At 64.9% G+C, this 26,968-nt stretch carries 25 protein-coding genes; 10 read left to right on the forward strand and 15 right to left on the reverse strand.

Translation table 11 applies throughout. From position 1 onward, the window contains the following. Nucleotides 1-70: 70 nt before the first annotated feature. The 10 genes from ACVDHE_RS14610 to ACVDHE_RS14655 all read right to left on the reverse strand — a co-directional run bounded on the left by ACVDHE_RS14610 (nucleotide 71) and on the right by ACVDHE_RS14655 (nucleotide 12,456). On the reverse strand, nucleotides 71-1,477 hold the full coding sequence (locus ACVDHE_RS14610) for an aminopeptidase (RefSeq protein ID WP_458884974.1): 1,407 nt from the start codon (nucleotides 1,475-1,477) through the stop codon (nucleotides 71-73). Then, nucleotides 1,464-3,134 carry an L-threonylcarbamoyladenylate synthase gene (locus ACVDHE_RS14615; RefSeq protein ID WP_213038690.1) on the reverse strand — a complete coding sequence of 557 codons (1,671 nt, stop codon included), beginning with the start codon at nucleotides 3,132-3,134 and terminating at the stop codon, nucleotides 1,464-1,466. The genes ACVDHE_RS14610 and ACVDHE_RS14615 overlap by 14 nt, the downstream gene beginning before the upstream one ends. Nucleotides 3,135-3,197: 63 nt before the next feature. Beyond that, nucleotides 3,198-4,265: a peptide chain release factor 1 gene (gene prfA / locus ACVDHE_RS14620; RefSeq protein ID WP_458884975.1), complete on the reverse strand. Its 1,068-nt coding sequence runs from the start codon at nucleotides 4,263-4,265 to the stop codon at nucleotides 3,198-3,200. A 41-nt stretch (nucleotides 4,266-4,306) separates the two neighbouring features. Further along, complete coding sequence (locus ACVDHE_RS14625) at nucleotides 4,307-4,798, reverse strand: flavodoxin family protein (RefSeq protein WP_458884976.1); 492 nt, start codon at nucleotides 4,796-4,798, stop codon at nucleotides 4,307-4,309. A gap of 24 nt (nucleotides 4,799-4,822) precedes the next feature. Continuing rightward, a complete protein-coding gene (locus tag ACVDHE_RS14630; protein ID WP_458884977.1) occupies nucleotides 4,823-5,620 on the reverse strand; it encodes a YdcF family protein in 798 nt (265 codons plus the stop codon). 10 nt (nucleotides 5,621-5,630) lie between these two features. Beyond that, nucleotides 5,631-7,532, reverse strand: a complete 1,902-nt coding sequence (gene abc-f, locus ACVDHE_RS14635; protein WP_458884978.1) for a ribosomal protection-like ABC-F family protein — start codon at nucleotides 7,530-7,532, stop codon at nucleotides 5,631-5,633. Further along, entirely contained in the window at nucleotides 7,525-8,898 is a 1,374-nt protein-coding gene (locus ACVDHE_RS14640) for a UDP-N-acetylmuramoyl-tripeptide--D-alanyl-D-alanine ligase (RefSeq protein WP_418725714.1), read from the reverse strand. The genes abc-f and ACVDHE_RS14640 overlap by 8 nt, the downstream gene beginning before the upstream one ends. A 4-nt stretch (nucleotides 8,899-8,902) precedes the next feature. Beyond that, on the reverse strand, nucleotides 8,903-9,958 hold the full coding sequence (locus tag ACVDHE_RS14645; RefSeq protein ID WP_213038696.1) for a D-alanine--D-alanine ligase family protein: 1,056 nt from the start codon (nucleotides 9,956-9,958) through the stop codon (nucleotides 8,903-8,905). Nucleotides 9,959-10,177: 219 nt separating this feature from the next. After that, entirely contained in the window at nucleotides 10,178-11,158 is a 981-nt protein-coding gene (locus ACVDHE_RS14650) for an Ig-like domain-containing protein (protein WP_458884979.1), read from the reverse strand. A 119-nt stretch (nucleotides 11,159-11,277) separates the two neighbouring features. Further along, on the reverse strand, nucleotides 11,278-12,456 hold the full coding sequence (locus ACVDHE_RS14655) for an FtsW/RodA/SpoVE family cell cycle protein (RefSeq protein ID WP_213038698.1): 1,179 nt from the start codon (nucleotides 12,454-12,456) through the stop codon (nucleotides 11,278-11,280). A gap of 155 nt (nucleotides 12,457-12,611) precedes the next feature. Here ACVDHE_RS14655 and tsaE point away from each other — a divergent pair, with 155 nt between their 5' ends. From tsaE to ACVDHE_RS14675, 4 genes are read left to right on the forward strand one after another with little or no spacing between them, the layout of a single operon-like run. Then, nucleotides 12,612-13,043 (forward strand): tRNA (adenosine(37)-N6)-threonylcarbamoyltransferase complex ATPase subunit type 1 TsaE, encoded by a 432-nt coding sequence (gene tsaE, locus ACVDHE_RS14660; RefSeq protein WP_213038699.1) that lies wholly within the window; start codon nucleotides 12,612-12,614, stop codon nucleotides 13,041-13,043. Continuing rightward, nucleotides 13,040-13,735 carry a tRNA (adenosine(37)-N6)-threonylcarbamoyltransferase complex dimerization subunit type 1 TsaB gene (gene tsaB, locus ACVDHE_RS14665; RefSeq protein ID WP_458884980.1) on the forward strand — a complete coding sequence of 232 codons (696 nt, stop codon included), beginning with the start codon at nucleotides 13,040-13,042 and terminating at the stop codon, nucleotides 13,733-13,735. The genes tsaE and tsaB overlap by 4 nt, the downstream gene beginning before the upstream one ends. Before the next feature lie 38 nt (nucleotides 13,736-13,773). After that, entirely contained in the window at nucleotides 13,774-14,406 is a 633-nt protein-coding gene (upp, locus tag ACVDHE_RS14670; protein WP_213038701.1) for a uracil phosphoribosyltransferase, read from the forward strand. Between the two features lie 42 nt (nucleotides 14,407-14,448). Then, nucleotides 14,449-15,018: a hypothetical protein gene (locus ACVDHE_RS14675; RefSeq protein WP_418725077.1), complete on the forward strand. Its 570-nt coding sequence runs from the start codon at nucleotides 14,449-14,451 to the stop codon at nucleotides 15,016-15,018. 80 nt (nucleotides 15,019-15,098) lie between these two features. Here the strand turns inward: ACVDHE_RS14675 and ACVDHE_RS14680 are convergent, their stop codons facing one another. Next, on the reverse strand, nucleotides 15,099-15,302 hold the full coding sequence (locus ACVDHE_RS14680; RefSeq protein WP_204801660.1) for a hypothetical protein: 204 nt from the start codon (nucleotides 15,300-15,302) through the stop codon (nucleotides 15,099-15,101). Between the two features lie 135 nt (nucleotides 15,303-15,437). On the opposite strand from ACVDHE_RS14680, the gene ACVDHE_RS14685 reads away from it, so the two are divergent. After that, the gene (locus ACVDHE_RS14685) at nucleotides 15,438-15,623 is read left to right on the forward strand and encodes a type II toxin-antitoxin system antitoxin (protein ID WP_204833294.1); all 186 of its coding nucleotides are present in this window, start codon (nucleotides 15,438-15,440) and stop codon (nucleotides 15,621-15,623) included. 48 nt (nucleotides 15,624-15,671) lie between these two features. Here ACVDHE_RS14685 and trhA read toward each other — a convergent pair whose 3' ends face one another. From trhA to ACVDHE_RS14700, 3 genes are all read right to left on the reverse strand, one after another. Beyond that, nucleotides 15,672-16,331, reverse strand: a complete 660-nt coding sequence (trhA, locus tag ACVDHE_RS14690) for a PAQR family membrane homeostasis protein TrhA (protein WP_458884981.1) — start codon at nucleotides 16,329-16,331, stop codon at nucleotides 15,672-15,674. Nucleotides 16,332-16,507: 176 nt separating this feature from the next. Beyond that, complete coding sequence (locus ACVDHE_RS14695; protein WP_458884982.1) at nucleotides 16,508-17,911, reverse strand: alanine/glycine:cation symporter family protein; 1,404 nt, start codon at nucleotides 17,909-17,911, stop codon at nucleotides 16,508-16,510. A gap of 149 nt (nucleotides 17,912-18,060) precedes the next feature. Then, the gene (locus ACVDHE_RS14700; protein ID WP_458884983.1) at nucleotides 18,061-19,239 is read right to left on the reverse strand and encodes an immunoglobulin-like domain-containing protein; all 1,179 of its coding nucleotides are present in this window, start codon (nucleotides 19,237-19,239) and stop codon (nucleotides 18,061-18,063) included. Between the two features lie 311 nt (nucleotides 19,240-19,550). On the opposite strand from ACVDHE_RS14700, the gene ssnA reads away from it, so the two are divergent. The 3 genes from ssnA to ygfK are packed head-to-tail and all read left to right on the forward strand — an operon-like array spanning nucleotide 19,551 to nucleotide 24,352. Next, a complete protein-coding gene (ssnA, locus tag ACVDHE_RS14705) occupies nucleotides 19,551-20,894 on the forward strand; it encodes a putative aminohydrolase SsnA (RefSeq protein WP_213038705.1) in 1,344 nt (447 codons plus the stop codon). A gap of 1 nt (nucleotide 20,895) precedes the next feature. Then, the gene (locus ACVDHE_RS14710) at nucleotides 20,896-21,363 is read left to right on the forward strand and encodes a nucleoside deaminase (RefSeq protein ID WP_458884984.1); all 468 of its coding nucleotides are present in this window, start codon (nucleotides 20,896-20,898) and stop codon (nucleotides 21,361-21,363) included. A 37-nt stretch (nucleotides 21,364-21,400) separates the two neighbouring features. Continuing rightward, on the forward strand, nucleotides 21,401-24,352 hold the full coding sequence (ygfK, locus tag ACVDHE_RS14715; RefSeq protein ID WP_458884985.1) for a putative selenate reductase subunit YgfK: 2,952 nt from the start codon (nucleotides 21,401-21,403) through the stop codon (nucleotides 24,350-24,352). Between the two features lie 59 nt (nucleotides 24,353-24,411). Here ygfK and ACVDHE_RS14720 read toward each other — a convergent pair whose 3' ends face one another. Next, complete coding sequence (locus ACVDHE_RS14720; RefSeq protein ID WP_458884986.1) at nucleotides 24,412-25,302, reverse strand: helix-turn-helix domain-containing protein; 891 nt, start codon at nucleotides 25,300-25,302, stop codon at nucleotides 24,412-24,414. 174 nt (nucleotides 25,303-25,476) lie between these two features. Here ACVDHE_RS14720 and ACVDHE_RS14725 point away from each other — a divergent pair, with 174 nt between their 5' ends. After that, entirely contained in the window at nucleotides 25,477-25,935 is a 459-nt protein-coding gene (locus tag ACVDHE_RS14725; protein WP_213038709.1) for an RNA polymerase sigma factor, read from the forward strand. Continuing rightward, nucleotides 25,932-26,957 (forward strand): hypothetical protein, encoded by a 1,026-nt coding sequence (locus tag ACVDHE_RS14730; protein ID WP_458884987.1) that lies wholly within the window; start codon nucleotides 25,932-25,934, stop codon nucleotides 26,955-26,957. The genes ACVDHE_RS14725 and ACVDHE_RS14730 overlap by 4 nt, the downstream gene beginning before the upstream one ends. Nucleotides 26,958-26,968 lie beyond the last annotated feature (11 nt).

Below are 26,968 nucleotides of genomic sequence, written 5' to 3' on the forward strand. Positions count from 1 at the left end.
CCGGGAAAATGGGAGACTGCCCGAAAATGGGCAGTCTCCCACAGGTCCACAGTCTGTCTTTGAGGGGTGATCAGCGCTCCGCCCGGTAGACGGCGGCCATCCCCTTGTAGGTCTCGTAGCAGTCCAGCTTGGACACCACCTCGAAGGGCGCGTGCATGCTCAGCACCGGAACGCCGGCGTCCAGAGTGGTGATGTTGCGGTTGGCCATATACATGGCCACGGTGCCGCCGCCGCCGGCGTCCACCTTGCCCAGCTCTGCGATCTGCCAGATCACGCCGGAGCGGTCGAAGAGCCCCCGGACGTAGGCCACGGTCTCGGCGTCGGCGTCGGAGGCGCCGGACTTGCCCCGGGCGCCGGTGTACTTGCAAAGGCCGATGCCGTAGTTGAGGTAGGCGGCGTTGCGCTTTTCAAAGACCTCGGCGAAGTTGGGATCGAAGGCGGCGGTCACGTCGGCGCTGAGGCAGAAGGAGCCCTCGTAGCAGCTGCGCAGGGCCGCGCCCTGGGCCTCGCACAAGTCCTCCATGAAGGTGTCGAAAGCGGCGGACTGCATGCCCGTCACGCCGTCGGAGCCGATCTCCTCCTTGTCCGCCAGGACGCACACGGCGGTGCGCGCCGGGGTCTCCTCCAGGTCCAGCAGGGCCCGCAGGGCGGCGTAGCCGCACACCCGGTCGTCGTGGCCGTAGGCGCCGATCATGCTGCGGTCCAGGCCGATGTCGCAGGCGGTCACCGCCGGCACCGCCTCCAGCTCCGCGGAGGTGAAGTCGTCCTCGGTGATGCCGTACTTCTCGTTGAGCAGCTGCATCACCGCCAGCTTCACCCGGCCGGACTCCTCGCTGTCCCCGATGGGGCGGCTGCCCAGCAGCAGGTTCAGCGTCTCGCCGGGCACCGCCTCGCCCAGGGGCTTCTTGTTCTGCTCCATGCCCAGGTGGGGCAGCAGATCCGTGATGACCAGCCGGGGATCGCCGGGGTCCGCGCCGATGCGGACGCGGACACTGGTGCCATCCGCCAGGGCCACCACGCCGTGGAGCTCCAGGGGCACGGTGACCCACTGGTACTTGCGGATACCGCCGTAGTAGTGGGTCTTGAAATAGGCCAGCTCCCCGTCCTCATAGAGGGGGTTGGGCTTGAGGTCCAGACGGGGGGCGTCGATGTGGGCCGCGGCGATCTGCACGCCCTGGCTCAGGGGTGCCTTGCCGATGCGGGCCAGCATCACCGCCTTGCCCCGGTTGCAGCGGTACACCTTGTCGCCGGGGGCCAGGGCCTGGCCCCGCTCATAGGGGCGGTAGCCGGCCTGCTCTGCCAGGCGGATCACCTCCGCGGCGCACAGCCGCTCGGTCTTGCCGGCGTCCAGAAAGGCCTTGTAATCAGCGCAGTATGCCTCCATAGCCGCCCGCTCCGCCTCCGGCGCGCGGTCATAGCCGTTCTTCCGCTTGGAAAGCAGCTGCTCCTTCAGCTGCTTGTACTCACTCTTTTCCATGGGCTTTTTCCTCCTTGATGGTCTCGATCAGCCGCGCGAAGAAGCGCTTCGCCTCCGCCTCGAAGGCCTCGGCGCTGTCGGCGGCGTTGTTCAGCTCCAGATCGCACCGCTCCCGGTAGTATTCGTCGGGCTTCTGGGCGGAGATCCGCAGCCGGGCGTATTGCTCGGAGATGTTGTCCCGGGCCATGATCCGCCGGACCCGCAGCTCCAGCGGCGCCGTCAGGGCGATGGTCCGGTCGCACAGCCGGTCCAGGCCGCCCTCCAGCAGGCTGATGGCGTCGATGGCCACCAGGCCGCCGGCATTGTCCGCCAGCCGCTGGCGCAGTTCCGGCTCCATATAGCGGAACACGATGGCGTTGAGCCGCTCCAGCCGCTCCTTGCTGGCAAAGACCTCCTGGCCCAGGCGCTGGCGGTCCAGCCGGCCGTCGGCGGCAAACACGCCTGGGAAGGCGTTGCCGATCTCCTGGCGCAGGTCCTGGTCCGCATCCAGCATCTGATGATACAGGGCGTCGCAGTCAATGGTCACCGCGCCCAGGGACTCCAGGGCCCGCAGAGCGCTGGTCTTTCCGGCGCCGGTGCCGCCGGTGAGGCCCAGCACCACCGGCTCCGCCTCCGCCTCCAGCACGTGGAAGCCGGCGGCCTTTTTCAGCCGGTTGCCGATGGCAAGGCCCAGCCCGCGGTTGTCAGGGCATTGGGCGTAGATCTCCGTGACGGCGGAGCCGTCGAAGAAGCGCAGAGCGTCAAAGACCCGCTGGGCCTGGGACAGCTTGTCGGCAGAGGCGCCCAGTGTCTGGACCACCTGGTCCGGGAAGAGGTGAGCGTACTCGTCGAAGCAGATGACGCCGGAGGTGGGGCCCACCCGCTGGGCAATGACCTGGGCAGACTTCTCCGGCTTGCCGGTGACCACGGTGACCGGCGCCTTGGGGGCGTAGTGGCGGTACTTCATGCCCGGAGCCCGGGGCTTCTCCCCCTCCGCCAGGGTGCCGGTGACGGCCTTGTCCACCTCGATCTTGCCGATGAGACGCTCCAGCTCCTCCAGAGGCAGTCCGCCGGGGCGCAGCAGCCGGGGCGGATCGCAGGTCAGATCCAGGATCGTGGACTCCACACCCACGGAACAGGGTCCGCCGTCCACCACGCCGGCGATCTTGCCGTCCATATCCTCCAGCACGTCCTGGGCGGTGGTGCAGCTGGGCCGGCCGGAGGTATTGGCGCTGGGAGCCGCAATGGGCACCCCTGCCTCCCGGATGATGGCCAGGGTCACGGGGTGGTTGGGGCAGCGGACGCCCACGGTGTCCAATCCGGCGGTGGTCTGATCCGGGATGATGGGCTTGCGCTTGAGGATCATGGTCAGCGGGCCGGGCCAGAACTTCCTGGCCAGCACATAGGCCAGGGGCGGCACGTCGCTGCAATAGCGGGCCAGCCACTGCTGGCCGGTGACGTGGATGATGAGGGGGTTGTCCTGGGGACGGCCCTTTGCCTCGAAGATGCGGCGGACCGCATCGGCGTCCAGGGCGTTGGCCCCCAGACCGTACACCGTCTCCGTGGGGATACCCAGGAGGCCGCCCTCCCGCAGGATCTTCGCCGCGGAGTAGATCTTGTCGTCGATGGCCTTCTGCTGGCCCTTGGTGTCCCGCAGGTCAAAATACAATGTGTGCATATGCTTCGCCTCTATCTCTCTGAACTCCGGCGGCTGCGCGCCTCCGGTCTTTTCAACGCGTTCTCATTCCACCCCGGCGCCGCTTTGCAGCCGCTCCGCCCGGTCGGCGGTGACCAGGGCCTCGATCAGCTCCTCCAGATCGCCGTCCATGAAGGCGTCCAGTTTGTAGAGCGTCAGTCCGATGCGGTGGTCCGTCACCCGGCCCTGGGGGAAGTTGTAGGTCCGCACCCGCTGGCTGCGGTCGCCGCTGCCCACCTGGCTGCGGCGCTCGGCGGCGGTGGCCTCGGCCTGCTTCTGCCGCTCCAGGTCGTAGAGCCGGGAGCGCAGGACCTTCATGGCCTTGTCCTTGTTCTTGTACTGGCTCCGCTCGTCCTGGCACTCCACCACCAGCCCCGTGGGCAGATGGGTGATACGGATGGCGGACTCGGTCTTGTTGACATGCTGGCCTCCGGCGCCGGAGGAGCGGTAGGTATCGATCTGCAGGTCCTTGGGGTCGATGGCAACATCCACCTCCTCCGCCTCCCGCAGCACCGCTACGGTGGCGGCGCTGGTCTGGATGCGGCCGCTGCTCTCCGTCACCGGCACCCGCTGGACCCGGTGGACACCGGACTCGAACTTCAGCCGGGACCAGGCGCCCTGGCCCTCGATCATCAGACTGCACTCCTTGACGCCGCCCAACTCTGTGTCGCTGCGGCTCATGACCTCCGCGCTCCAGCCCCGGCGCTGGACATACATGGTGTACATCCGCAGGAGGTCCGCGGCGAACAGAGCCGCCTCCTCCCCGCCGGTGCCCGCCCGGATCTCCAGCAGCACGCCCCGGTCGTCGTCCGGGTCCTTCGGCAGCAGCAAAAGCCGCAGCTGCTCCTCCAGCCGCCCCAGCTCCTCCTGGGCGGCGGCGAACTCCGCTTTTGCCATCTCCCGCAGGTCCGGGTCGGCAAGCATCTCCTCTGCCCCGTCCCGGTCGGACTTCGCCCGGCACCAAGCCCTCCAGGCCTCCGCCACCGGCGTCAGCTCCTTCAGCTCCCGGGTGACGGTCCGTAGTTTCTCTGCGTCGCCGTAGACCGCCGGATCTGCCAGCTGGGCCTCCAGGTCCTCACAGCGCAGGGCAATGGCCTTCACTTTTTCCAGCATGGGACCGCTCCTCTCCTGTGGATTTCACAAAAAGGCGCGGTCTACCGCTCCGCCGCCAGCAGCTCCCGGACCTGACGTAAAAACTCCTCCTGCCAGAAAGCGCTTCCCACGTCTCCGCTGCGCAGAGATACCGCTGCCGTGTGGCCGGCAGGCACATACTGGTCCATCTGGCGGTAGACTTCCTCGTATTTGTTCTTGCTGCTGCGGGTGATGACATAGGCCGTCTGTGGCAGCTTCTTCCCGTGGGCCTTCAAAAACGCCCGCATGACGGCGCTGCACCGCCCGGCCCACACCGGCGTGCCCAAAATCACCAGCCGGTATTTGGGCAGTCCCTGCCCGGTCTGGAAGGACAGCAGCGGCTCCGTGGTCCGGCGCATGGCGTCCCGGCCGCAGCGGATCCAGCCCCGCAGGCCGCCGCGGTCCACGCCGTCCCGCAGTTCCAGCAGCTCCGCGTCCAGAGCCTCGGCAATCTCCTCCATGGCCTTCTTGGTGTTCCCCGTCCGGGAGTAATAGATACATAAGATGTCTTTCATGGGTTCCTCCACATAATGAAACGCTCAGTCCAGCAGGAAGCTCTTCACCATGGCGAAGGCCTCCCGCAGGTAGTAGTTGATCTCCAGGTGGGCCCAGGGCAGCGCCGCGCCCACGCCCACAGTGTCGCCGTAGCCGTTCCGGGCGGCCAGAAGCCCCGCCCGGGCCAGGTGGAAGTCATTGGTGACCACCGCCACCGTATCCGCGGCCGGGTCCACCCCCGCCTCCTCCAAAAGGGGCCTGGAGAGGGCGAAATTCTCCGCTGTATTGGAGGCGGATTCCTCCAGAATGAGCCGCTCCGCCGCCACGCCCCGGGCCGCCAGGTAGTCGTACATACACTGCGCCTCGGAGATCTCCTCCCCGTAGCCCCGGCCGCCGGTCAAAACCGCCGGGATATCCGGGTGGGCCGTGAGATAGTCCAGTGCCGCATCCAGCCGGGTCCTGAGGGACAGCGACGGCTCAGTGCCGTTGACCCCGGCGCCCAGGACGATCACCGCGCCGGCGCTCTCCTCCGGCGGGGCCTTGCACCCCTCATGGATCACAAAGATCTCGATCAGCGCCAGGGGGATCAGCACCAGCGCCAAGGCGGCCCGGAAGACCAGCTGGCACCGCCGGCCGGCTCTGGACCGGCGGGCCCAGCGCCGGAGATACTCCCCTGCCGTCAGCGCCGCCGCCAAGGCCAGCAGCAGGAAGCCGGAAAACCGGATACCCAGGCCGCGCAGCAGCACCAGGGCGAGCCCCACCGCGGCGCACACCGCCGCGGCGGTCAGGACAGTCTGGCCCCGCTGGCGCCGGGCGCCCTTGTAACGGTCATATCTGTACAAGGGTCTGGCTTTACCCCTCTGCCTCCTCACTGAGCTGCTCCCACCTTTCGTACAGGGCGTCCAGCTCCGTCTGAGCCGCCTCTTTCTCTTGTACCAGTTCGTTCAGCTTCTCATAGTCGCAGGCGGCGGCCTCCATGTCCGCCTCCAGGGCGGCGATCCGCTCCTCCGCCTTGGCGATGTCCCGCTCGCAGATGGTCAGCTGCCGCCGGGCGGCCTGCTGGGCCTTGTTGCCCCGCTGGGGCCGCTCTGTGACGGTCTTTTCCTTTACAGGCTTTGCTGCCTCCTGCTTTTCCGCCTCCTCCTGGGCTTTCACCTGCCGGTATTGGGCAAAGCCCATGGGATAGTCGGTGATGGTGCCGCCGGAGACCTCCCAGATGCGGGTGGCGAAGCGGTTGATGAAATACCGGTCGTGGGAGACGAAGAGCAGTGTGCCGTCGTAAGCCTCCACCGCCTCCTCGATCCACTCCCGGGAGTCGATGTCCAGATGGTTGGTGGGCTCGTCCAGGATCAAAAAGTTGATCTCGTCGTCCATCAGCATGCACAGCCGCAGGCGGCTCTGCTCACCGCCGGAGAGGACGGAGACGGGCTTCATCACATCCTCTCCCCGGAAGTCATAGGCCGCCAGCCGGTTCCGGGCCGACTGGGCGGAGAGGCCCCGCTTGGCGGCCATCATGTTCTCCACCAGGTTCCAGTCCGGGTGGTCGAACTCCACCACCTGGGGCAGATACGCCTCCTTCACCTGGGGGCCGGTGCGGATGCGGCCGTCGTCGGGGTACAGCTCCCCCACGATCATCTTGATGAGGGTGGACTTGCCGGTGCCGTTGTCCCCAATGAGGCCGATGCGCTCGCCGCCCTCCACCCGGAGGGTGATGCCGTCGAAAAGACGCTTGTCCCCGAAGCCCTTGGAGAGGTTCCGGATGGAGAGCACCTCGTCGCCGTGGAACTCGGCGGCGTTGAAGCGGGCGTCCATCTTCCGGGCCTTGGTGGGCTTGGAGGTGGTCCGCATCCGCTCGATGCGCCGTTCCATGGAGATGGCCCGGCGGTAGGTCTTGTCCATGCCCTGGAAGGCCCAGAGGCGCAGCTGCTCCGCCGCCTTTTCCAGCTGGGCGATCTTGGCCTGCTCCTTCTCGTACTGCTTCATCCGCTCCTGGTAGCGGCGCTCCTTCTCCACGGCGTAAAAGCTGTAATTGCCGCTGTAAAACTCCGCTCTGCCGTCCTGGATCTCGATGACCCGGGTGACGGTGCGGTCGAGAAAATAGCGGTCGTGGGAGATGGTGACCACCGTGCCCCGGAAGGTGCGGATGTACTCCTCCAGCCACTCGGTGGCGTGGAGGTCCAGGTGGTTGGTGGGCTCGTCCAGCAGGAGGATGTCCGTGTCCTCCAGGATCAGCCGTCCCAGGTTCACCCGGGTCTTTTCCCCGCCGGAGAGGCTGTCGAAGAGCTGCTGGCGCATCTGCGCGGGAATGGACAATCCGTTTGCGATCTTGTTGACCGCCACGTCGGTATCGTACCCGCCGAAGGCCTCGAACCGCTCGCCCAGGGCGCCGTAGCGCCGCAGGAGGGCCGCATCGCTCTCCCCCGCCGCCATGCGCCGCTCCAGAGAGCGCATCTCCTCCGCCAGGCTCTCCAACCGGGAAAAGGCGGAGCGCAGCACATCCTCCACCGTGTAGCCGGCCGGATACACCGGGATCTGAGAGATCAGTCCCACCCGGCGGCCCTGGCCGATGGTGACGGTGCCCTCGTCGCTCTCCAGCTCCCCGGTGAGGACCTTGAACAAGGTGGTCTTGCCGGCGCCGTTGCGGCCCAGCAGGCCCACCCGCTCGCCCTGGTCGATCTGGAAGGTCAGGCCGTCCAGCACGTTGTGGCCCACCTCAAAGGACTTGACCAGGCCGTTTACCTGTATCTCAATCATACGTCTTTCGCAGCCGCTCCACCAGCTTCTCGAAGTGCATGGCATGAGACGCCTTGATCAGCATGGCGGTGTTCTCCTCCAGCTGGCGCGTCAGCTCGTGGACGGCCTCCTCCTTGGTAGCGAAATGCAGCGTGGTGCCGCCGCTCTGGGCGGCGCCGTCGGCGATCTTGGCGGCCTTTTCCCCGATGGCGGCCACAAAGTCAATGCCCAGCATGGCCGCGAGAGCCCCCATGTTGTAGTGGGCCTGGGCAGTCAGGTTCCCCAACTCGCCCATATCGCCCAGCACGGCCACCTTCCGGTCACACTCGGTCTTGGCAAGGATCTCCAGTGCCGCGGTGACAGACTGGGGATTGGCATTGTAGCAGTCGTCCAGGATCAGCCGGTTGCCCGGCAGGCGGATCACCCGCATCCGGGACCCGGCGCTCTCATAGGACGCCACGCCCCGGACAATCTCCTCCCGGCTCAGCCCCAGCTCCTCGGCAATGGCTACCGCCATGGAGGCGGAGTAGGCCATGTGCTCGCCGGGAGCGGGAATGGTCAGAGCATAGCGGTCCCGGGGAGTGGTGACGGTGCAGGTGATGCCCGCCACGCCGTGGTCCGCGATCTCCGTGATCCGCACGTCGCAGTCCGGGGTCTGGCCGCAGCGCAGCACGCGGAAGGGCAGCTCCAGGCCCCGCAGCAGGGCGTCGTCTCCATTGAGAACGGCCAGCCCTCCGGGCCGGAGATTTTCAAAGATCTCGCACTTGGCCTCCAGGATCCCCTGGCGGCTGCCCAGATTTTCGATGTGGGCGTCTCCGATGTTGGAGATGACGGCGATGTCAGGCCGCACCATCTCGCCCAGATACCGGATCTCCCCGAAGTGGTTCATGCCGGTCTCGATCACCGCCGCCTGATGCTCCGCCGTCAGGCCCAGCAGGGTCAGGGGGGTGCCGATGTCGTTGTTGAAGTTCTCCGGCGTTTTCAGCACCCGGAGCTTCGCCCCCAATACGGCGGCGATCATCTCCTTGGTGGTGGTCTTTCCCACGGAGCCGGTGATCTGCACAAAGGGGATGGGGAACCGGTCCCGGTAGGCGGAGGCCAGGGCCCGCAGGGCCAGGCGCGTATCCGCCACCTGGATATAAAACTTATCCGCCCGCAGCCGCTCGGGCACCCGGGCGCACAGGCATCCGGCGGCGCCGGCATCCAGCGCGGCGTCGATGAAGTCGTGGCCGTCGAACCGCTCCCCCACCCAGGGCAGGAACAGACTGTCCTTGAGGACCTTCCGGCTGTCGGTACACACGGCCCGCACCTGCGGCACCTCCGGCGCCGGGTTGAGCCACCGGCCCTCCACGGCGGCGGCGATCTCCTGTACGGTCATAGGCTGCATACGCTCACCCTCTCCTCTTGATCTGCATGGACAGGTCCACGATGCGCTGGCACAGCTGCTCATAGCTGATGCCAACAGCAGCGGCCTCCTTGGGGACAAAGCTGGTGGGGGTCATGCCCGGCAGGGAGTTGGCCTCCAGCACCCACAGCTTCCCGCTCTCGTCCAGAATCATGTCAGTGCGGGAGTAAACCTCCAGCCCCAGGCAGCGGTGCACCCGCAATGCCAGGTCACCGGCGGCCTCCATGACCTCCGGCGGCACCTGGGCAGGACAGGTCTCTAAAGCGGCGCCGGCCTGGTACTTGGCGGCGTAGTCGAACTCCTTTCCGGCGGGCACAGTCTCCACCGCCGGCAGCCACTGATCGCCCAGCACGGCCACGGTCAGCTCCCGGCCGTAGATCCGCTCCTCCGCCAGGACCTTTCCGCCGAAGCCCAGCACCTCGTTCAGCGCGGTGCGCAGCTGCGCCCGGTCCTCCGGTAAGTACACGCCCAGGGACGAGCCGCCTCCGATGGTCTTGACCACGCAGGGCATAGGCAGCTCCGCTGCCAGGCTCTCCGCCTCCTCAGGGCCGTACTCCAGCAGGCGCCACTTGGGCGTGGGGATGCCGGCGGCGTCCATGAGCCGCTTGGCCACGGCCTTGTCCATGGCAGCAGCGGAGGCCAGATGGCCGGAGCCGGTATAGGGCACGCCCAGCAGGTCCAGGGCGGCCTGGATGCGGCCGTCCTCCCCGTCCATGCCGTGGAGGCCCAGGAACACGATGTCCGCCGCGGCGCACACCTCCAGCACGTGAGGACCGATGTGGCTGGGGCTCTGGTCCGGGCGGCTGCGGCGCACTGCCTCCAGATCCGGCGCCTGGGCGCGGACACGGACGTCGGCGCACAGGCCGTCCGGCGCGTCAAACAAGGTGTCCAGATCCGCCGGGACCTGCTCCAGCCCCAGGAACAGATCCACCAGGATGGCCCGGTGTCCGTTTTTCCGCAGAGCCCGGCACACACCGGTACCCGACACCAGGGACACCTCCCGCTCGGTGGAGATGCCGCCGGCCAGCACAACAATTTTCATAGCTCTCTCATATCCTTCCGCAGCAGCAGGGCGTCAGCCCATACTGATAGCATTATACTATTTGAATTCTATTTAGTTTAGCACAAAGCGCCTGTGAATACAACCGCAAAAAACGCCAGTACAGCAAGCGGAAGACCATGGGAGTCCGTCGCTTTCCCCAACGTGTGAGGCGGAAAAAGGGCCGCCCGAAGGCGGCCCCTTTCTGCGCGTATTTTCCGGTCAGCCCAGCCAATCCAGAGGGCCGGAGGAGTCTCCCTCCAGCAGCGTGGCGGCGGCGGAGAGCATCTGTGCCGCGTCCGCCCGGGTGATGGCGCTGTCCAGGCCGTCGCTGCCGAAGCTGCCGGCGGAGAGGACACTGACAGCCTCCATGTTGCCCACCGCCTGGGCCGCCCAGGAGGGCACCGCCTCCCGGTCCGCGTACCACACGTCCAGCTCCACATCCGCCACGTCCAGCGCGCGGTTGAGGACCGTAGCGGCCTCGTTGAAGGTGATGGGGTCCTCCCCCCGGAAGGCGGCGCCGTCCGCTGTGGACACGCCCTGGACGATGCCCTCCGCCACGCCGGCGGCGGCGTAGGCCTTGGCCCAGGTGGGGATGGCGTCGTCGTCAGAGAAGCCGGTCATGGTGACGGCCGTCACCTCCCGGCCCGTGGTCTCCAGCACCATGGCCAGGAACTCCCCTCGGGTGACGGTCTTGTCCGGCTCAAAGTAGTACTGGTCCCCGATCTTCACGCCGGTAAAGATCCCAGCCTCCGCCAGGTCCTGGGCGGCCGCCGCGGCGGTGCCGGCGGTGTCGGCATAGGTGACGCCGGAGCGGGGCTTTTGGATCTCCACGGTCACCGTGGCCGGGGCGGAGACCCGGCCCTCGGCGTCGGCGGCGGTGTAGGTGAAGCTGTCGGAGCCGGTGACACCCTCATCGGGGGCGTAGGTGAAGCGGTCCCCCTCCACCACCACGGTGCCCTTTCGGGGCTGGTCCGCCACGGCGAAGGTCAGGGTCTCTCCCTCTCCGCCGGAGGCCAGGAACTGGGCCTCATAGGGGATGTCCCGGTAGGTGGCGATCTCCAGATCCCGGACCTCCGGCGCCCCCTCCTGGGGCTGCGTGTCCTTTTTGCCCAGACCGAACAGAGCCTGGGTCCCCACCGTCAGGGTCAGCGCCGCCGCCAGGGCCAGTACGGGGATGCGTTTGAGCAGATTGTGTTTCAAAGCTGATCGAACCTCCTGTCCATAAAATCGTGACAGGACTAGTCTCCGCCCAGAGGCTGCGAAATATGCGCGGAGGCCGGGGTCATCCCCGGCCTCCGTTTCCTCTTTTTTTCACCGTGTCAGCGCTGGCGCCTCGGCCGCCACAGGGCCGGTGAGCGCTTCTTGATGCCGGATACCACGCCCATGGCCGCAAACAGCGTCAGCACCGAGGACCCGCCGTAGCTGAAAAAGGGCAGCGTCACGCCGATGGTGGGCATGACGAACAGGCACATGCCGATGTTGACAACGGTCTGGTAGATCAGCATGGCCGCCATACCCACGCAGATATAGCAGTGGAAGGGCGTCTGGGCGTTCCTTGCCACCCGCAGTACCCGGAAAATGATGACCGCCAGCAGCGTGATCACCGCAAGACATCCCACCAGGCCCAGCTCCTCTCCGCAGACGGAGAAGATGAAGTCCGTCCAGCGGTTGGGCAGGGACTGAGGAAAGCTGCTCTGGGTCTGGGTGCCGTTCATGTATCCCTGGCCAAACAGGCCGCCGGAGCCGATGGCCATGAGGCTGCGGGTCTGCTGCCAGCCGGTATCCAGGGCGTCATAGGAATGGTCAAACAGGACCCGGAACCGGTCCATCATATACCCGGGGATCAGCTCCAGCACCCACGCCGCCGCGAAACCGATCCCGCAGCCCGCGAACAGCAGGGCGAACCACCGCAGGGCGAAGCCTGCGGCAAAGGCCATGCACAAAAAGATGAAAAAAAAGGTCAGGGCATTGCCCATGTCGCCGGAGATCACCACATACCAGCCCATCAGCGCCAGGGTATGACCCGCCACCTGGGCGGCAGCCGGAAAGGACCGCAGGTCCCGCTTCTCCTCCCGAAGCCAGGCCAGCTGCTTGGCCAGCAGCAGGGTGAAGGTGATCTTCACCACCTCCGCCGGTCCGATCTGGAAGGGGATGCCGGGAAACTTCAGCCAGGCCTGGTTGCCGGTACTGGCACCCCCCACGCCGAAGGGGGTCTTCAGCAGTCCGATGAACACCAGGTTGAACAGCACCAGCCACTTCCATTTTTTCAGCACGATCTCGATGTCCACCATGGACATGAATACGTAGACGCAAAAGCCCAGCAGCATGGCCACGCCCTGGACGCCCACGTACCGCAGCATCTTCGCCGCGTCCATATAGTGGGTGGCGCTGGCAATGAGCACCATGCCGAACACCGTAGCGGCGCAGCAAAGCCCCAGCAACACCAGATCGGCCTGCTGGAAAAAGTCCGCGAGAATGGCTTTCAGTCGGTTCCACATGGGGTGTTTTCCTCTCTTCGGGGCAAAATTTGTCAGTTGGAGTATACCACAAACCGGCGGGGGTGTAAACGATGCAAAAATCTTTTTACACTCCGTTCAAAATATGATATACTAAGTTGATTTTTGGGAAACACCCGTGAAAGGAGGCGGAGATCATGGAATTCCACACCCGCTGCGAGGCGGAGACCGAGGCCCTGGGCGCCCGTCTGGCCGCCGTGCTGTCCCCAGGCGCGGTGGTGGCCTACCGGGGGGGCCTGGGCATGGGCAAGACCGCCTTCACCCGGGGCCTGGCCCGTGGTCTTGGGTACAAGGGCCGGGTCACCAGCCCCACCTTCACCATCGTCAACGAGTACGAGGGGGGCCGTCTGCCCCTGTTCCACTTTGATATGTACCGCCTGGAGGGGGCCGACGCTCTGTTCGACATCGGCTGGGAGGACTACCTGGACCGGGGCGGCGTTTGCGCCGTGGAGTGGAGCGAGCTGGCGGAGGCGGCCCTGCCGCCGGAGACGGTGTTCGTCACCATCGCCCGGAGCCCGGAGGATGACGCCGCCCGGGACATCACCATCGAAGGAGTGGAGCTGCCATGAAGATCCTGGCTCTGGAGACCTCTGCCAAGGCGGTCTCCGCCGCCGTGACGGAGGACGGCAAGGTCCTTTGCAGCGGCTATCAGGACACCGGCCTGACCCACAGCCGCACCCTGATGCCCATTGTGGAGGGTATTTTGAAAAACACCGGCCTGACGGTCCGGGACTGCGACGCCATCGCCGTGTCCGTGGGTCCCGGGTCCTTTACCGGCATCCGCATCGGCGTAGCGGCCGCCAAGGGGCTGGCCTTTGCCGCGGAGAAGCCCACTGTGGCCGTCTCCACCCTGGAGGCCATGGCACGGAACGTAGCCCACATGGAGGGGCTCGTCATCTGCGCCATGGACGCCCGGCGCAATCAGGTCTACAACGCCCTCTTCCGCTCCCGCGGTACCGGCTCTCCGGAACGGCTGACCGAGGACCGGGCCATCGGCCTTGCCGACCTGGCGGAGGAGGTCTCTGCCATGGAGGGCCCCCGGATCGTGCTGGGAGACGGCGCCCCCCTGTGCCTCAAGGCACTGGCGGAGCGGGACATCCCATGCGTGGCCGCACCGCCCCAGCTCATTATGCAGAATGCCGTGTCCGTGGCCCTGTGCGCCGGAGAGGCTGCCCTGCGGGGCGGACTGATCGATCCCCAGGCCCTGGCGCCGGTGTATCTGCGGCCGCCCCAGGCGCTGCCCCTGCGGGACCGGCAGTGATCTTGTTTTCAATTTTTTTGAGATAAAGGAGCGCATTTATGAACGGGAAAGTACATGTGATGGACCATCCCCTGGTGGCGCACAAGCTGACCATCATGCGGGACAAGAACACCAGCGTCAAGGATTTCCGGGAGCTGGTCAGCGAGATCGGCATGCTGATCACCTACGAGGCCACCCGTGACCTGCCTCTGACGGAAAAAGAGGTGGAGACCCCCATCTGCAAGACCACCGCTCCCACCCTCAAGGGCAAAAAGTTCGCCATCGTCCCCATCCTGCGGGCAGGCCTGGGCCTGGTGGACGGCGTGCTGCGGATGGTGCCCTCCGCCCGGGTGGGCCACATCGGCATGTACCGGGACGAGGAGACCCTGGAGCCCCACGTCTATTTCTGCAAGATGCCCAAGGACATCGCCGACCGGGACATCCTGATCGTGGACCCCATGCTGGCCACCGGCGGCAGCGCCGAGGCTGCCATCGATGAGATGAAGAAGCGGGGCTGCAAGAACATCAAGCTCATGGTGCTGCTGGCCGCACCGGAGGGCATTGAGCGGCTCCAGAAGTCCCACCCGGACGTGGACATCTACTGCGGCGCCGTGGACGACCATCTCAACGAGCACGGCTATATCGTCCCCGGCCTGGGAGACGCCGGCGACCGGATCTTCGGAACAAAATAAGGCCTATGGGTCGCCGGCACAGCCGGCGGAAAGGAGCGTACCATGAACACGGAACAGACGACCGCCAAACGGCACGGCCCCAGCCGGGTCACGACGGTGATCTGCCTGGCGCTGATCCTCTGCGCCGCTCTGGTCATCGCCCGCATGGTGAAATTCCGGTCCCAGGTGGATGTGACGCTTCCAGCCGTCCTGTGGGAGGACGGCGAGACCACCGCCGTGAACACCACCCTGCATTTCCACGGGGAACTGGTGAAGCAGTGGGGGCAGGATGACAGCTTCAGCGGCTATCTGGAGCTGGAGGACCAGCCCTTCACCTCTGAGGAAGCCAGCAAGGCCTGGCTGACCATGGCCCGCGAGGATGGCGGTCTCAACCGGGGCTTGCTCGAATACGGAAAGTTCCCCGCCCACACGCCTTTCGGGGAGCTGTACACAGACCGGGAATATACGCAGTTCTTCCTGTTCCCCTTTGAGCGGGTCCCCGGCGAGGACGACGGAACGTCAACCTATGTAGCCGGCTCCTCCGTCTATGTGGCCCCGGCGGAGTCTCTGGACGAGGCCAAGGCCCTGCTGGAGTCGTACAACCTGCTGATGCCGGACGGGAGCCTGCGGTGAACTCTGCCAATGTCCTGATCCTGAAGATTTCAAAGACCCGCCCGGCGGAACCTTCCGCCGGGCGGGTCTTCTGTTCTCTTTCAGCTGTCCGCCTCTTCCAGATGGAGCGTCACGGCCCGGGGGCTCTCGATCAGCCGGTCCACCTCTTCCCGGGTCCGGGCCAGCAGGTCCCGGGCCTCCCGGCAGCGGCCCTGGTCCAGCAGCTCCACGCCGCGGCTGATGGCACGTGCCATCCGGCAGCAGATCTGCTGATAGCCCTGCCGGGTGTCCGGATAATACTCCATCTCGTATCCTCCTTTTGGCCAATGTGGATATCTCCAAAATTTTGTGTACTTATTTCAAGTCCATTTTGCACATTATATCTCAAAATGAACTTAAAATCAACTCACAAATCCACAGTGAGGCGAGGGAGTACACGAATGGCAAAAAGCGACACCAAACACCTGGGCCTGCGGATTGATGCCCAGACCCACTATAAGCTCCGCTATGTGGCCCAATATGACGGCCGCAGCTGCAATGGAGAGGTATTGTACCTTCTGCGCCGGTATATTGAGGATTTCGAGCGCCAGCACGGCCCCATTCCCCTGGGCGATCCCGAAGATTGAGACAAAGACAAGTCCCCCGGAATCCTCCGGGGGACTTTCACTTTTTGTTTACAGCACGTACAGGTACACCGCCAGGTAGTGGAAGAAGGACCCCGCCAGGATCAGCAGGTGGAACAGCTCGTGGAAGGTCCACTCCGCTGAGATGTTGGGCTTTTTGACGGCGTAGAACACCGCCCCCACGGAGTAGCAGATGCCGCCGATGGCCACCAGTGTCAGGCAGGGCTGGCCCAGGGCGGCGAAGTCCCTTGCCACGAACACCACGGACCACCCCATGATGAGGTACACCGCCGTGGACAGCATCCGGGGGGCGTTGATCCACAGCATCTTGGCCAGCACCCCCGCCAGCGCCACGCCCCAGAGGATCAGGCAGAACCGGGTCCCCTTGGGCTGGGGCAGCAGCACCAGGCAGAAAGGCGTGTAGCTGCCGGCGATGAGCACATAGATCATACCGTGGTCCATCTTCCGCAGCAGCTTCTTCACGCCGCCGCTGGTGACATCGCCGGGATAGTAATGGTAAACAGCGCTGGCGGTGTATAGCGCCACCATGGACGCACAGAAACACAAGGCCGCCCCCAGAGCCACCCCCGGCGTATGGAGCCGCAGTCCCCGCAGCAGCAGCCACAGCCCGCCCCCCAGTGCTGCCGCCGCTCCGGCGGCGTGGGTCCAGCAGCTGACAGGGTCCTGTGCATGAGCAAATAATTTTCGCATCGTCAAGTCTCCTATTCCAGGCATATGTAATAGACATCCATATTATGTAATATGTTTTTTAATATTATATTACGCGATATATTTAATAATTGCAAGTAGTTTATGCGCGCAACTCAAAAATTATGCGTGGGAGCAAAAAAAGACAGCGGAGGACAGATGTCCTCCGCTGTCTTTTTTCAATTCCAGCACTCTGTCTTTCCGCCCAGGCCCGCAGTCTCCGCCCGGAAGGCCGGGTCCTTTCCGGTCCGGCGCTGGGCGGTGTAATCCGCCAGGGCCGCCCGTACCGGCGGGAACAGCAGCACGATCACCGGCAGGTTGATCAGGGCCATGACGCCCATCAGCACGTCCGCCAGGTTCCACACCAGGTTGATCTCCATGCCGGAGCCCAGAAAAATCAATGCCATGGCGTCGATCCGGAAGAGGACCATGAACTCCCTGGCCGGGATCTTGCCCACGATGTAGCTCAGGCAGTTGTCCACATAGTAGAGGTTGCCGATCAGGGTGGTGAAGGCAAAGAGCACCATGGCCGCCGTGATAAAGATGGGCCCGGCGGCGCCGAACTCATTCTCCAGGGCCAGCTGCACATAGGGCGCGCCCTTGAGGGCCTCTGCCGGTTCCACGCCGGAGCACAGCAGCATGAAGGCCGTGGCGGAGCAGACCAGCAGGGTGTCGATGAACACGGAGAGCATCTGGACCAGCCCCTGCTTCACGGGATGGCTGACCTCGGCGGAGGCGGCGGCGTTGGGGGCGGAGCCCACGCCGGCCTCGTTGGAGAAGAGGCCCCGCTTGATGCCGTACATGACGGCGGAGCCGGTGAAGCCGCCAAAAATGGCCCGGAAATCAAAGGCGCCGGAGAAGATGGCGCCGAACACCTGGGGCAGGAGCCGCCAGTTCATGGCGATCACCACCACGGCCGCCAGCACGTACAGCCCGCCCATGACCGGCACCAGGGTGGAGGTGAAGCGGATGATGCGTTTTCCGCCGCCCATGACGCAGTAGCCCACCACCGCCGCCAGCACGGCACCGATGACCCAGGGAGTGACGGCGGGATCGTAGAAATCATAGGCAGAGAAGGTGGACTGGAGGTTGTAGGACGCCAGCATGTTGAAGCCGCCGGCATAGGTCAGCACCAGCGTCACGGCAAATACCACCGCCAGGGGACGGCTACGCAGAGCCGCCTCGATGTAGTAGGCAGGGCCGCCGTAGCAGCTGCCGTCCGGGGCCCGGCGCTTGTAGATCTGGGCCAGGGTAGACTCCACGAAGGCCGTGGCGCCGCCCACCAGGGCGATGACCCACATCCAGAACACCGCCCCGGCGCCTCCGCAGCAGATGGCCGTGGAGATGCCCACGATGTTGCCGGTGCCCACCCGGGAGGCGGTGGAGACCATCAGGGCCTGGAAGGAGGACACGGCGCCCGCCTCCCGGGGCCGCTCTCCCACCACCCGGATGGACTCCCGGAACAGCCGCAGCTGCACGAACTTCGTCCGCAGGGTAAAATACAGTCCCGCCGCGATCAGCAGGATCACCAGAAGGTAGGTATAGAGCCAGTCGCTCAGGGTGCCGATCAAGGTTCCCAGCATGGATCGATTCTCCGTTCTTTTTCTGAAAATTCGTTTTTCAGGATACCAGAAGGTCCTTGTTTTTGTCAATTTATATTTTGCGCTATGCAAAAAACAGGAACCGGTTCTCCGGTCCCTGTTTTTTGCCGTGCTCAATCTCGCGCGCCTTTTTACGTCAGTGTCTCCGTCTCCGGGTCGAAGGTCAGGCGGCTGGTGCCGCCGTCGGCGGTCTCGCATTTCAAAGTCAGCTTGCCGTCCTCCCGCCAGGCGAGGCCGGTGATGGCAGTCTCCAGGCCATCCCAGTCCGCAAGGTCGTAGGTACTGCTGCCGGAGCCCTCGCCGGGCTTCTGCCAGCTGACGGAAAAGGCCGTGGGCTCCTCCCACAGGGCGGCGCACCAGACCCCGTCGGCGGACTGGAACTGGTAGCGGGTGGCGTTCCACGCCAGGCGGTCCGCCGTCATGGCCTCCACATCGGGCACCCATTCCGTCCCCTGGAGGGGCGGCACCAGAAAGACCCGCTGGTCACCGTACCGCTCCCCGGCGTCCCAGTCGGCGCCGTCGGAGAGATAGAGGTCCGTGCCGTCAGTGACGATGTAGGAAAGCCGCCGCTCCGCCACCTCCGTGCCGCCGCTGCGCATCCGCCAGAGGAAACCGTCGTTTTCGCAGATCACATCGATGACCATAGGGGTGCTCTCTCCGTGGTCCTGGACGGTCCTCAGCTGGCAGGGGATCCCCAGGGATGCCTTCTCCAGGAACGTTCCCACCGCCTCCGCGTTTTCCGTGCCCGCGTCGGTGAAGATCACCGCGCCGGTCCCGGCGGCGTCGGCGGCGCCGTACCGCTCCGGCAGATCCTCCAGGGGGCCGAAGCCGTAAGGGGTCTGGGCTGTGTAGGGACTCTCCCCCAAGGAGAATTCCGCGGTCAGCAGGGCGCCGTCCACCTCCTTCACCAGCCGGTACTCCCCGGCGGCGGGCGCCTCCTCATAGAGCCAGAAGCCGCAGCTCAAGGCCATGGTCTGGCCCGGCTCCAGCGTGTAGCCGATATCGTCCCAGCCCACGCCGTCCTTCATGGTCAGATCCGTCCAGCCGCCGTCTTTTCTCTGGATGGCGTATGAGGCGCCGAACACCCCTGTGGGCTGATCGGTGTCATTGTGAATGAAATAGGTATAGCTGGTCAGGGACGGATCGTAGACGTCGTGCTCCAGCTCCATAGTCAGCCCCTCCGGGGCTGGCCCCAACTCCTCTGCCGGAGCGGTCTGCTCCGGCTCCTCCGCCTGTTCCGCCGTTTGTCCTCCGCCGCAGCCGCTGAGCAGCAAAACCGCCGCCAGCATCCAAAGATATGTCCGTTTCAAGGGGGCCACCTCCCGTTTTTTCTATGGATATAGACGAACCTTTTTGCAAAAGGTTCCATACATTTCCGGCAAACTACACAAAATATGCCTAAAAAATTTTTAGCTCGCCTTCTTGCATTTTAGCCTGTTCTCCGGTAAAATACAAGCATAAGGGAAGAATGATAGCTGCAACGAAGTGCTGCGCGCACGGGCTGACACCTATCATTCCGCTTTTTTTGATAGGTGTTTCGACCCAAGCACGGGATCGAAGCGCCTTTTTCTTTTATTCAGTTTACATTTCACCGAGGGAATTTTGAAGGAGGTACAACTTTATGATCTTACTGGCAAACGGCAAAGTCATTACCAGAGACCCCAACGGCACCGGCTACTACCCCGACGGCGGCGTGGTCACGGACGGCGGCAAAATCGTGGAAGTCGGCACCACCGCCGACCTCAAGGCCAAATACCCCCAGGCGGAATTCGTGGACGCCAAGGGCGGCGTCATCATGCCGGGCCTCATCAACGCCCATACCCACATCTACTCCGCCCTGGCCCGGGGCCTTTCCATCAACGGCTACAACCCCACCAACTTCTACGAGGTGCTGGACGGCCAGTGGTGGTACATCGACCGGAACCTGGATCTGGAGGCCACCCGCGCCAGCGCCCAGGCCCTGGTGATCGACTCCATCAAGCAGGGCGTCACCACCATCTTCGACCATCACGCCTCCTTCTGCGAGATCCCCGGCTCCCTGATGAAGATCGCCGAGGTCACCAAGGAGTTCGGCATGCGTGCCTGCCTTTGCTACGAGGTCAGCGACCGGGACGGCGAGGAGAAGTCCATCCAGTCCGTCCAGGAGAACAAGGACTTCATCGACTACTGCGAGAAGAATCCCTCCGACATGCTCAAGGCCATGTTCGGCGGCCACGCCCTGTTCACCATCTCCGACAAGACCTTCGACCGGATGCAGGCCGCCAACAACGGTCGGGTGGGCTACCACATCCATGTCTCCGAGGGCATGAACGACGTGTACGACAGCCTCCAGAACTACGGCCGCCGTCCCGTCCAGCGGCTCCAGGACCACGGCATCCTGGGCGAAAAGACCATTCTGGGCCACTGCATCCACGTGAACACCGCCGAAATGGACATCATCAAGGCCACGGACACCATGTGCGTCAACAACCCCGAGTCCAACATGGGCAACGCCGTGGGCTGCTCCCCCATCCTCCAGCTCTACAAGAAGGGCATTCTGGTGGGCCTGGGTACCGACGCCTACACCAACGACATGCTGGAGAGCATCAAGGTGGCCCTGACCATCCAGCGTCACAACGCCTGCATGCCCAATGTGGGCTGGTGCGAGGTGACGGACATGCTCTTCAAGAACAACGCCAAGATGGCGGCGCGCACCGGCTTCCCCACCCTGGGCATCCTGGCCCCCGGCGCGGCGGCGGACGTCATCGTCATGGACTACAAGCCCTTCACCCCCTTCTCCGACGCCAACATCGACGGCCACATGCTCTTCGGCATGACCGGCCGCCAGTGCCAGACCACCATGATCAACGGCAAGATCCTGATGAAGGACCGCGTCCTCACCGAGATCGACGAGGAGGCCGTCAACGCCAAGATCCTGGAAACCTCCAAGAAGCTCTGGGGCAAGCTGAACCACTGCGAGTACTGAGATGACCCGGGACGAACAGTTCATGGCGGAGGCCATCCGCCTGTCCGCCCTGGCGGTGGAGCACGGCAACGAGCCCTTTGGCGCGGTGCTGGTAAAGGACGGCGAGATCGTCTATACCAATGAAAATCAGATCTACACCGCCGCTGACCCCACCTTCCACGCCGAGGCCGGGCTTCTGCGCCGGTTCTTCGCCGAGACTCATATCACCGATCTAAGCGGTTATACCCTGTACTCCAGCTGCGAACCCTGCTTCATGTGCAGCGGCGCTCTGGTATGGGCAAAGCTGGGACGGTTGGTCTACGGCGCCAGCGACACCGACCTGGGCGCCCTGCTGGGCAAGACCGGCAGCGCGTGCAGCGACATGGTGTTCCGCAACTCCCTCCACCGCCCCGCCGTCACGGCCGGTGTGCTGCGGGAGGAGAGCCTGGAGGTGCTCCGGGCCTATTTCGAGAACCATCAAAAGGGATAAGTGATTTCTTTTTAGGATTTGAGGAGGAAAAAAGCGTATGTCTGAACTGATGATCCCCATTCCCTTCCGGGAACTGATGACCTGGGTCACCGCCGAGTACCAGCGTGACGGCTCCGTCTTCGGCGTCCACAAGCCCTACAAGGCCGGCGTGAAGAAGCTGCCCATCTTCGGCGAGACCATCGAGACCGCCTTCGGCCCCGCCGCCGGCCCCAACACCCAGCTGGCTCAGAACATCATCGCCAGCTACTTCGGCGGTGCCCGGTTCTTTGAGCTGAAAACCGTCCAGAAGATGGACGGCGCGGAGCTGTCCGCCTGCGTCAACCGCCCCTGCATCCTGGCGGAGGACGAGTGCTACAACTGCGAGTGGTCCACGGAGCTGTACGTGCCCCAGGCCTTTGAGGAGTATGTGAAGGCCTGGTGCGCCTGCAAGATCATGGCCAAGGTGTACGGTCTGGGCGACCCCAACGGGTTCGTGTTCAACATGTCCGTGGGCTACGACCTGGCGGGCATCCAGGGCGAGAAGGTGGACACCTTCCTCAACGGCATGGTGGATGCCTCCCAGACCCCCATCTTCCAGGAGTGCATCGCCGTTCTGAAGGAGTTCTTCCCCGGCGAGGCCGACTTCATCGACACCATCACCCCCCACGTCTCCGGGTCCGTCACCGTCTCCACCCTCCACGGCTGCCCGCCGGACGAGATCGAGCGCATCGCCAGCTACCTGATCGAGAAGAAGCACCTGCACACCTTCGTCAAGTGCAACCCCACCATCCTGGGCTATGAGACCGCCCGGTCCATTCTGGACGGCATGGGCTACGACTACATCGCCTTTGACGACCACCACTTCAAGGAGGACCTGCAGTACAGCGACGCCGTGCCCATGTTCCACCGGCTCCAGGCTCTGGCCGACCAGCACGGTCTGGAATTCGGATTGAAGCTCTCCAACACCTTCCCCGTGGACGTGAAGGCCGGGGAGCTGCCCAGCGAGGAGATGTACATGGCGGGCAAGTCCCTGTTCCCGCTGACCACCACCATGGCCGCCATGATGGCCAAGGAGTTCGGCGGCAAGCTGCGCCTTTCCTACGCCGGCGGCGCCGACGCCTTCAACATCGACAAGCTCTTCGCCTGCGGCATTTGGCCCATCACCATGGCCACCACAGAGCTCAAGCCCGGCGGCTACCAGCGCTTCACCCAGATCGGCGACAAGCTGGATGCCATGGACTTCAAGCCCTTCACCGGCGTGGACGTGACCGCCATCGAGGCTCTGAGCCTGGCGGCCCGGTCCGACAAGTACCATGTCAAGGCCATCAAGCCCCTGCCCCGCCGCAAGCTCTACGAAAAGGTCCCCCTGATGGACTGCTTCACCGCGCCCTGCAAGGGCGGCTGCCCCATCGGCCAGGACATCCCGGAGTATATTGAGCTCTGCCGCAAGGGCGAGTACGCCTCCGCCCTGCGCCTGATCACCGAGAAGAACCCGCTGCCCTTCGTTACCGGCACCATCTGCGCCCACAACTGCATGACCAAGTGCATGCGCAACTACTACGACCAGCCGGTAAACATCCGGAGTACCAAGCTGGTGGCCGCCGAGCGCGGCTACGACGCCTACATGGCCAAGATCAAGGCACCCGCTCCCGCGGCGACCTCCGCCAAGGTGGCCGTCATCGGCGGCGGCCCCACCGGTATGGCGGCAGCCTACTTCGTGGGCCGGGCCGGCATCCCCGTCACCATCTTCGAGCGCTCCTCCGCCCTGGGCGGCGTGGTCCGGCAGGTGATCCCCGCCTGGCGCATCTCCGACGCGGCCATCGACAAGGACGTGGCATTGATGGAGAAGATGGGCGCCGAGGTCAAGCTGAACACTGAGGCCCCCTCCGTGGCCGAGCTGAAGGCCATGGGCTACACCCATATCTTCTTCGCCGTGGGCGCCTGGAAGGCTGGCAAGCTGGACATCCCCGGCAACGTGGTGCCCGTCATCGGCTGGCTGAAGGACATGAAGGCCGGCAAGGAAGTGCCTCTGGGCCACGTGGCCGTGGTCGGCGGCGGCAACACTGCCATGGACGCCGCCCGGGCCGCCCTGCGGGCCGGTGCCGCTTCCTCCACCCTGGTCTACCGCCGCACCAAGAAGTACATGCCCGCCGACGCCGAGGAGCTGGAGCTGGCCATCGCCGACGGCGTGGAGTTCCTGGAGCTGGTGGCCCCCGTGAAGCAGGGCGACGGCAAGCTGGTCTGCGAGAAGATGAAGCTGGGCGATCCCGATGAAAAGGGCCGCCGCAAGCCCGTCCCCACCGGCGAGATGGTGGAGATCCCCTGCGACACCGTGGTCTCCGCCGTGGGCGAGAAGGTGGACAGCGAGATCTTTACGAAGAACGGCATCGAGGTGGACGCCAAGGGCATCCCCGCCTTCAAGACCAACATTGAAGGCGTCTACGCCGGCGGTGACGCCATGCGGGGCCCCGCCACCGTGGTGGAGGGCATCGCCGACGCCCAGTACTTCGCCAACGCCGTCATCGGTGAGGCCCACAAGTTCGCCATCCCCGCCAAGGCCGTGGCCACCCGGGCCGAGGCCATCGCCAAGAAGGGCATCCTGTGCGAGTCCGCCAAGTGCGAGGGCGACCGGTGCCTCACCTGCAACGTGGTGTGCCAGGTCTGCGCCGACGTGTGCCCCAACCGGGCCAACGTGGTCGTCGAGCTGCCGGACGGCCGCCATCAGATCCTCCACGTGGACCGGATGTGCAACGAGTGCGGCAACTGTGCCATTTTCTGTCCCTACGACTCCGCTCCCTATCGTGACAAGTTCACCCTGTTCCACGACCGCGCCGGCTTCGACGAGAGCGTGAACAACTCCGGCTTCCTGCCCCTGGGCGGCAAGAAGGTCCTGGTCCGGCTGGAGGGCAAGGTGTTCGAGGCGGACCTCGACAGCAAGAACGATCTCCCCGCCGACATCGAGGTGTTCATCTACACTGTGCTGACCAAGTACAACTATCTGCTTGGCTGATAACCCGCCAAAAAGGTCCGGGGCCGCTGCGGCCCCGGACCTTTTCTGTCTGCCGGCGTCTATTTTTTCCTGCCGAAGCGGCGGCCCATGTACCGGGGATTGACCCACTGGACGTAGAACAGGCACAGGATCAGATTCAACGCCAGCCCAACCAGGCCAATGCCCCCATCCGCCGTCAGCAATCCGATGCACAGCTGCCCCATGCAGTAACCCAGCTCGATCCAGCCGTTTTTCCGCCGCCGGACCGGGTCCTTCTCCCGCAGCAAGTTCCGGGCCATCCAGGCAGAGGCCAGCACCAGCGGCACCAGGGAAAACCAGAGGGCGCCCCGGTAGTCCTCCCGCCCCTGACGCATCCACCACAGGCACTGGGCAGTGCTGTACACCAGCCCCGCCTGGGCGGCAATCGGCAGCAGCGTGAGATTGCTCTGTAAAACCGGGTTCTTTTCCACAGCCCGCCGCAGCCGGGACCGCAGGATCATCCACAGTCCCACCGCCGCCGTCACCAGACACAGGGCAAACAGCCACTCCAGACGGTGGACCTTCAGGAATCCAGACAGGCCCGCGTAGGACCGGACCCAGGCCGCCCCCAGGGGGGCCTCGGTGTACACCGCCGGGAACACGGAGCTGAGAATGCCCATCAGCAGCAGTCCCAGCAGGGACAGCCCCGCCAACGCACCTCCGCCGATGATCCAGGCCAGGGACCGGGCCTTTCCCGCGGCGGCCGGGGCCGGGCCCGCCTGGGCCTCCCAACCTTGTGTCTCATCCAGCAGCCAGTCCACGCTGACGCCGAAGTACCGGGCGCAGGGCAGGAGCTTGGCCCCATCCGGCAGGGCGGTCCCCTGCTCCCAGCGGCTCACCGCCTGGCGGCTCACGCCCAGCGCCTCCGCCAGGGCCTCCTGGCTCAATCCCTCCCGCTTGCGCAGGCGGATCAGCTTCTCGGAAAACGTCATGTCGTATCCTCCTTTTCGCCTCCCATCCTAGCAGAAACCGCCGGGAAAGTCCACCGCGCGGTCCTGACACGGCCGCAACCAAACGCAACATCGCCGCTCTTTCTGAAATTTTCTGTCCCCTCTTGCAGCATTTTCCGCCTCTCCGGGGTATTCTCCACAGAAGGATGTGATCACATGCCCGATACCACCGGCGCGGTGGACCGCTGGGGCCCTGCGGTCTACCGCCTGGCCTGCGCCGTCACCGGCAGCCGCAGCGACGCCGACGACGTGTTCCAGGAGGTCTTTCTCCGCTACCACCGCGCCGCCCCGGACTTTGAGAGCGAGACCCACGAAAAGGCCTGGCTGCTGCGGGTCACCGTCAACCGCTGCAAGAGCCTGCTGGCCTCCCCCTGGCGAAAACGCAGCATACCGCTGGAGGACGTATACGCCTGCCCGGGGCCGGAGGCGTCCGCAGTGGCGGAGGCCCTGGCGGCTCTGCCGCCAGGGGACCGGACGCTGCTGCACCTCTACTACTACGAGGGCTACCGGACGGAAGAGATCGCCCGGCTGTTGGGCCGGAACGGCGCCACCGTCCGCAGCCAGCTGACCCGGGCCCGGCAGAAGCTGGGCCGTCTGCTGAAGGAGGAACCATGAATTTTTCAGAAGTCTATACCCACATGAATGAGCCGCTCCTCCCCTCCCCCGCCCTGGTGGAGCGGACCCTGGCGAAGGTGCAGCGGCGCCGCCGTCCCTGGCGGCGGGCGGCCGCGGCGGCTCTGGCCGCCGCTTTGCTCCTGGTCACCCCCGCTCTGGCAGTGCGGACGGAGGGAGGCTACGAGCTGCTCTATCAGCTCTCTCCTGCCATGGCACAGTTTTTCCAGCCGGTGCAAAAGAGCTGTACCGACCGGGGCGTCACCATAGAGGTGGCCGCCGTCCGGGTGGAGGGCGACACAGCCCAGGCGTATATCACTCTCACCGGCGGACCCGTGGACGAGACCACGGACCTCTTCGACAGCTGGTCCTTTCACCTGCCCTTTGACCAGAGCGGCCGGTGCGAGCGCCTGAGCTGGGACCCGGAGACCGGTACGATCACCTTTCTCTGCACCGTTCAGACCCTGGATGGATCCCCCATTCCCACCGGCGAAAAAATGACCTTCTCGGTCCGGCAGCTGCTGGCCGGGAAGGAGACCCTGGAAAACGCGGCGGTGGAACTGGAACTTGCAGCGTTCACTGCGGAGGCGGAGACGGTCCCCGTGGGCGGACCGGAGAATGCCTATTTCTGCACCGGCGGAAGCGGCGAGGCGGGTATGACGGACAGCGCGCCCATGCTGCTTCCGGGCCCGGCGCTGGCGGAGCCCGCCCCGGGTCTGACCATCACCGCCGCCGGATATTCTCAAGGGCAGTTCCACGTTCAGCTGTGCCGGGGCAATGCTGCCCGGCTGGACAACCACGCCTGGCTGTGGCTGGAAGCGGAGGACGGCACCCGGCTGGAGCCTCTGTACAGCGCTTCTTTCGCAGCTCCCAGTCAGGTGCAGCGGCAGGATTACACCCAGTTTATCTTTGACGTTTCACCGGAAGAACTGGCGCAGTACACCCTCCGCGGCGACTTCCATACCGCCTCCGCCCTGACCGAGGGCCTCTGGCAGGTGACCTTTCCCCTGGAGGATAAATCTTAACAGTTTTTAAC

This window comes from Dysosmobacter sp. Phy, from assembly GCF_054476235.1.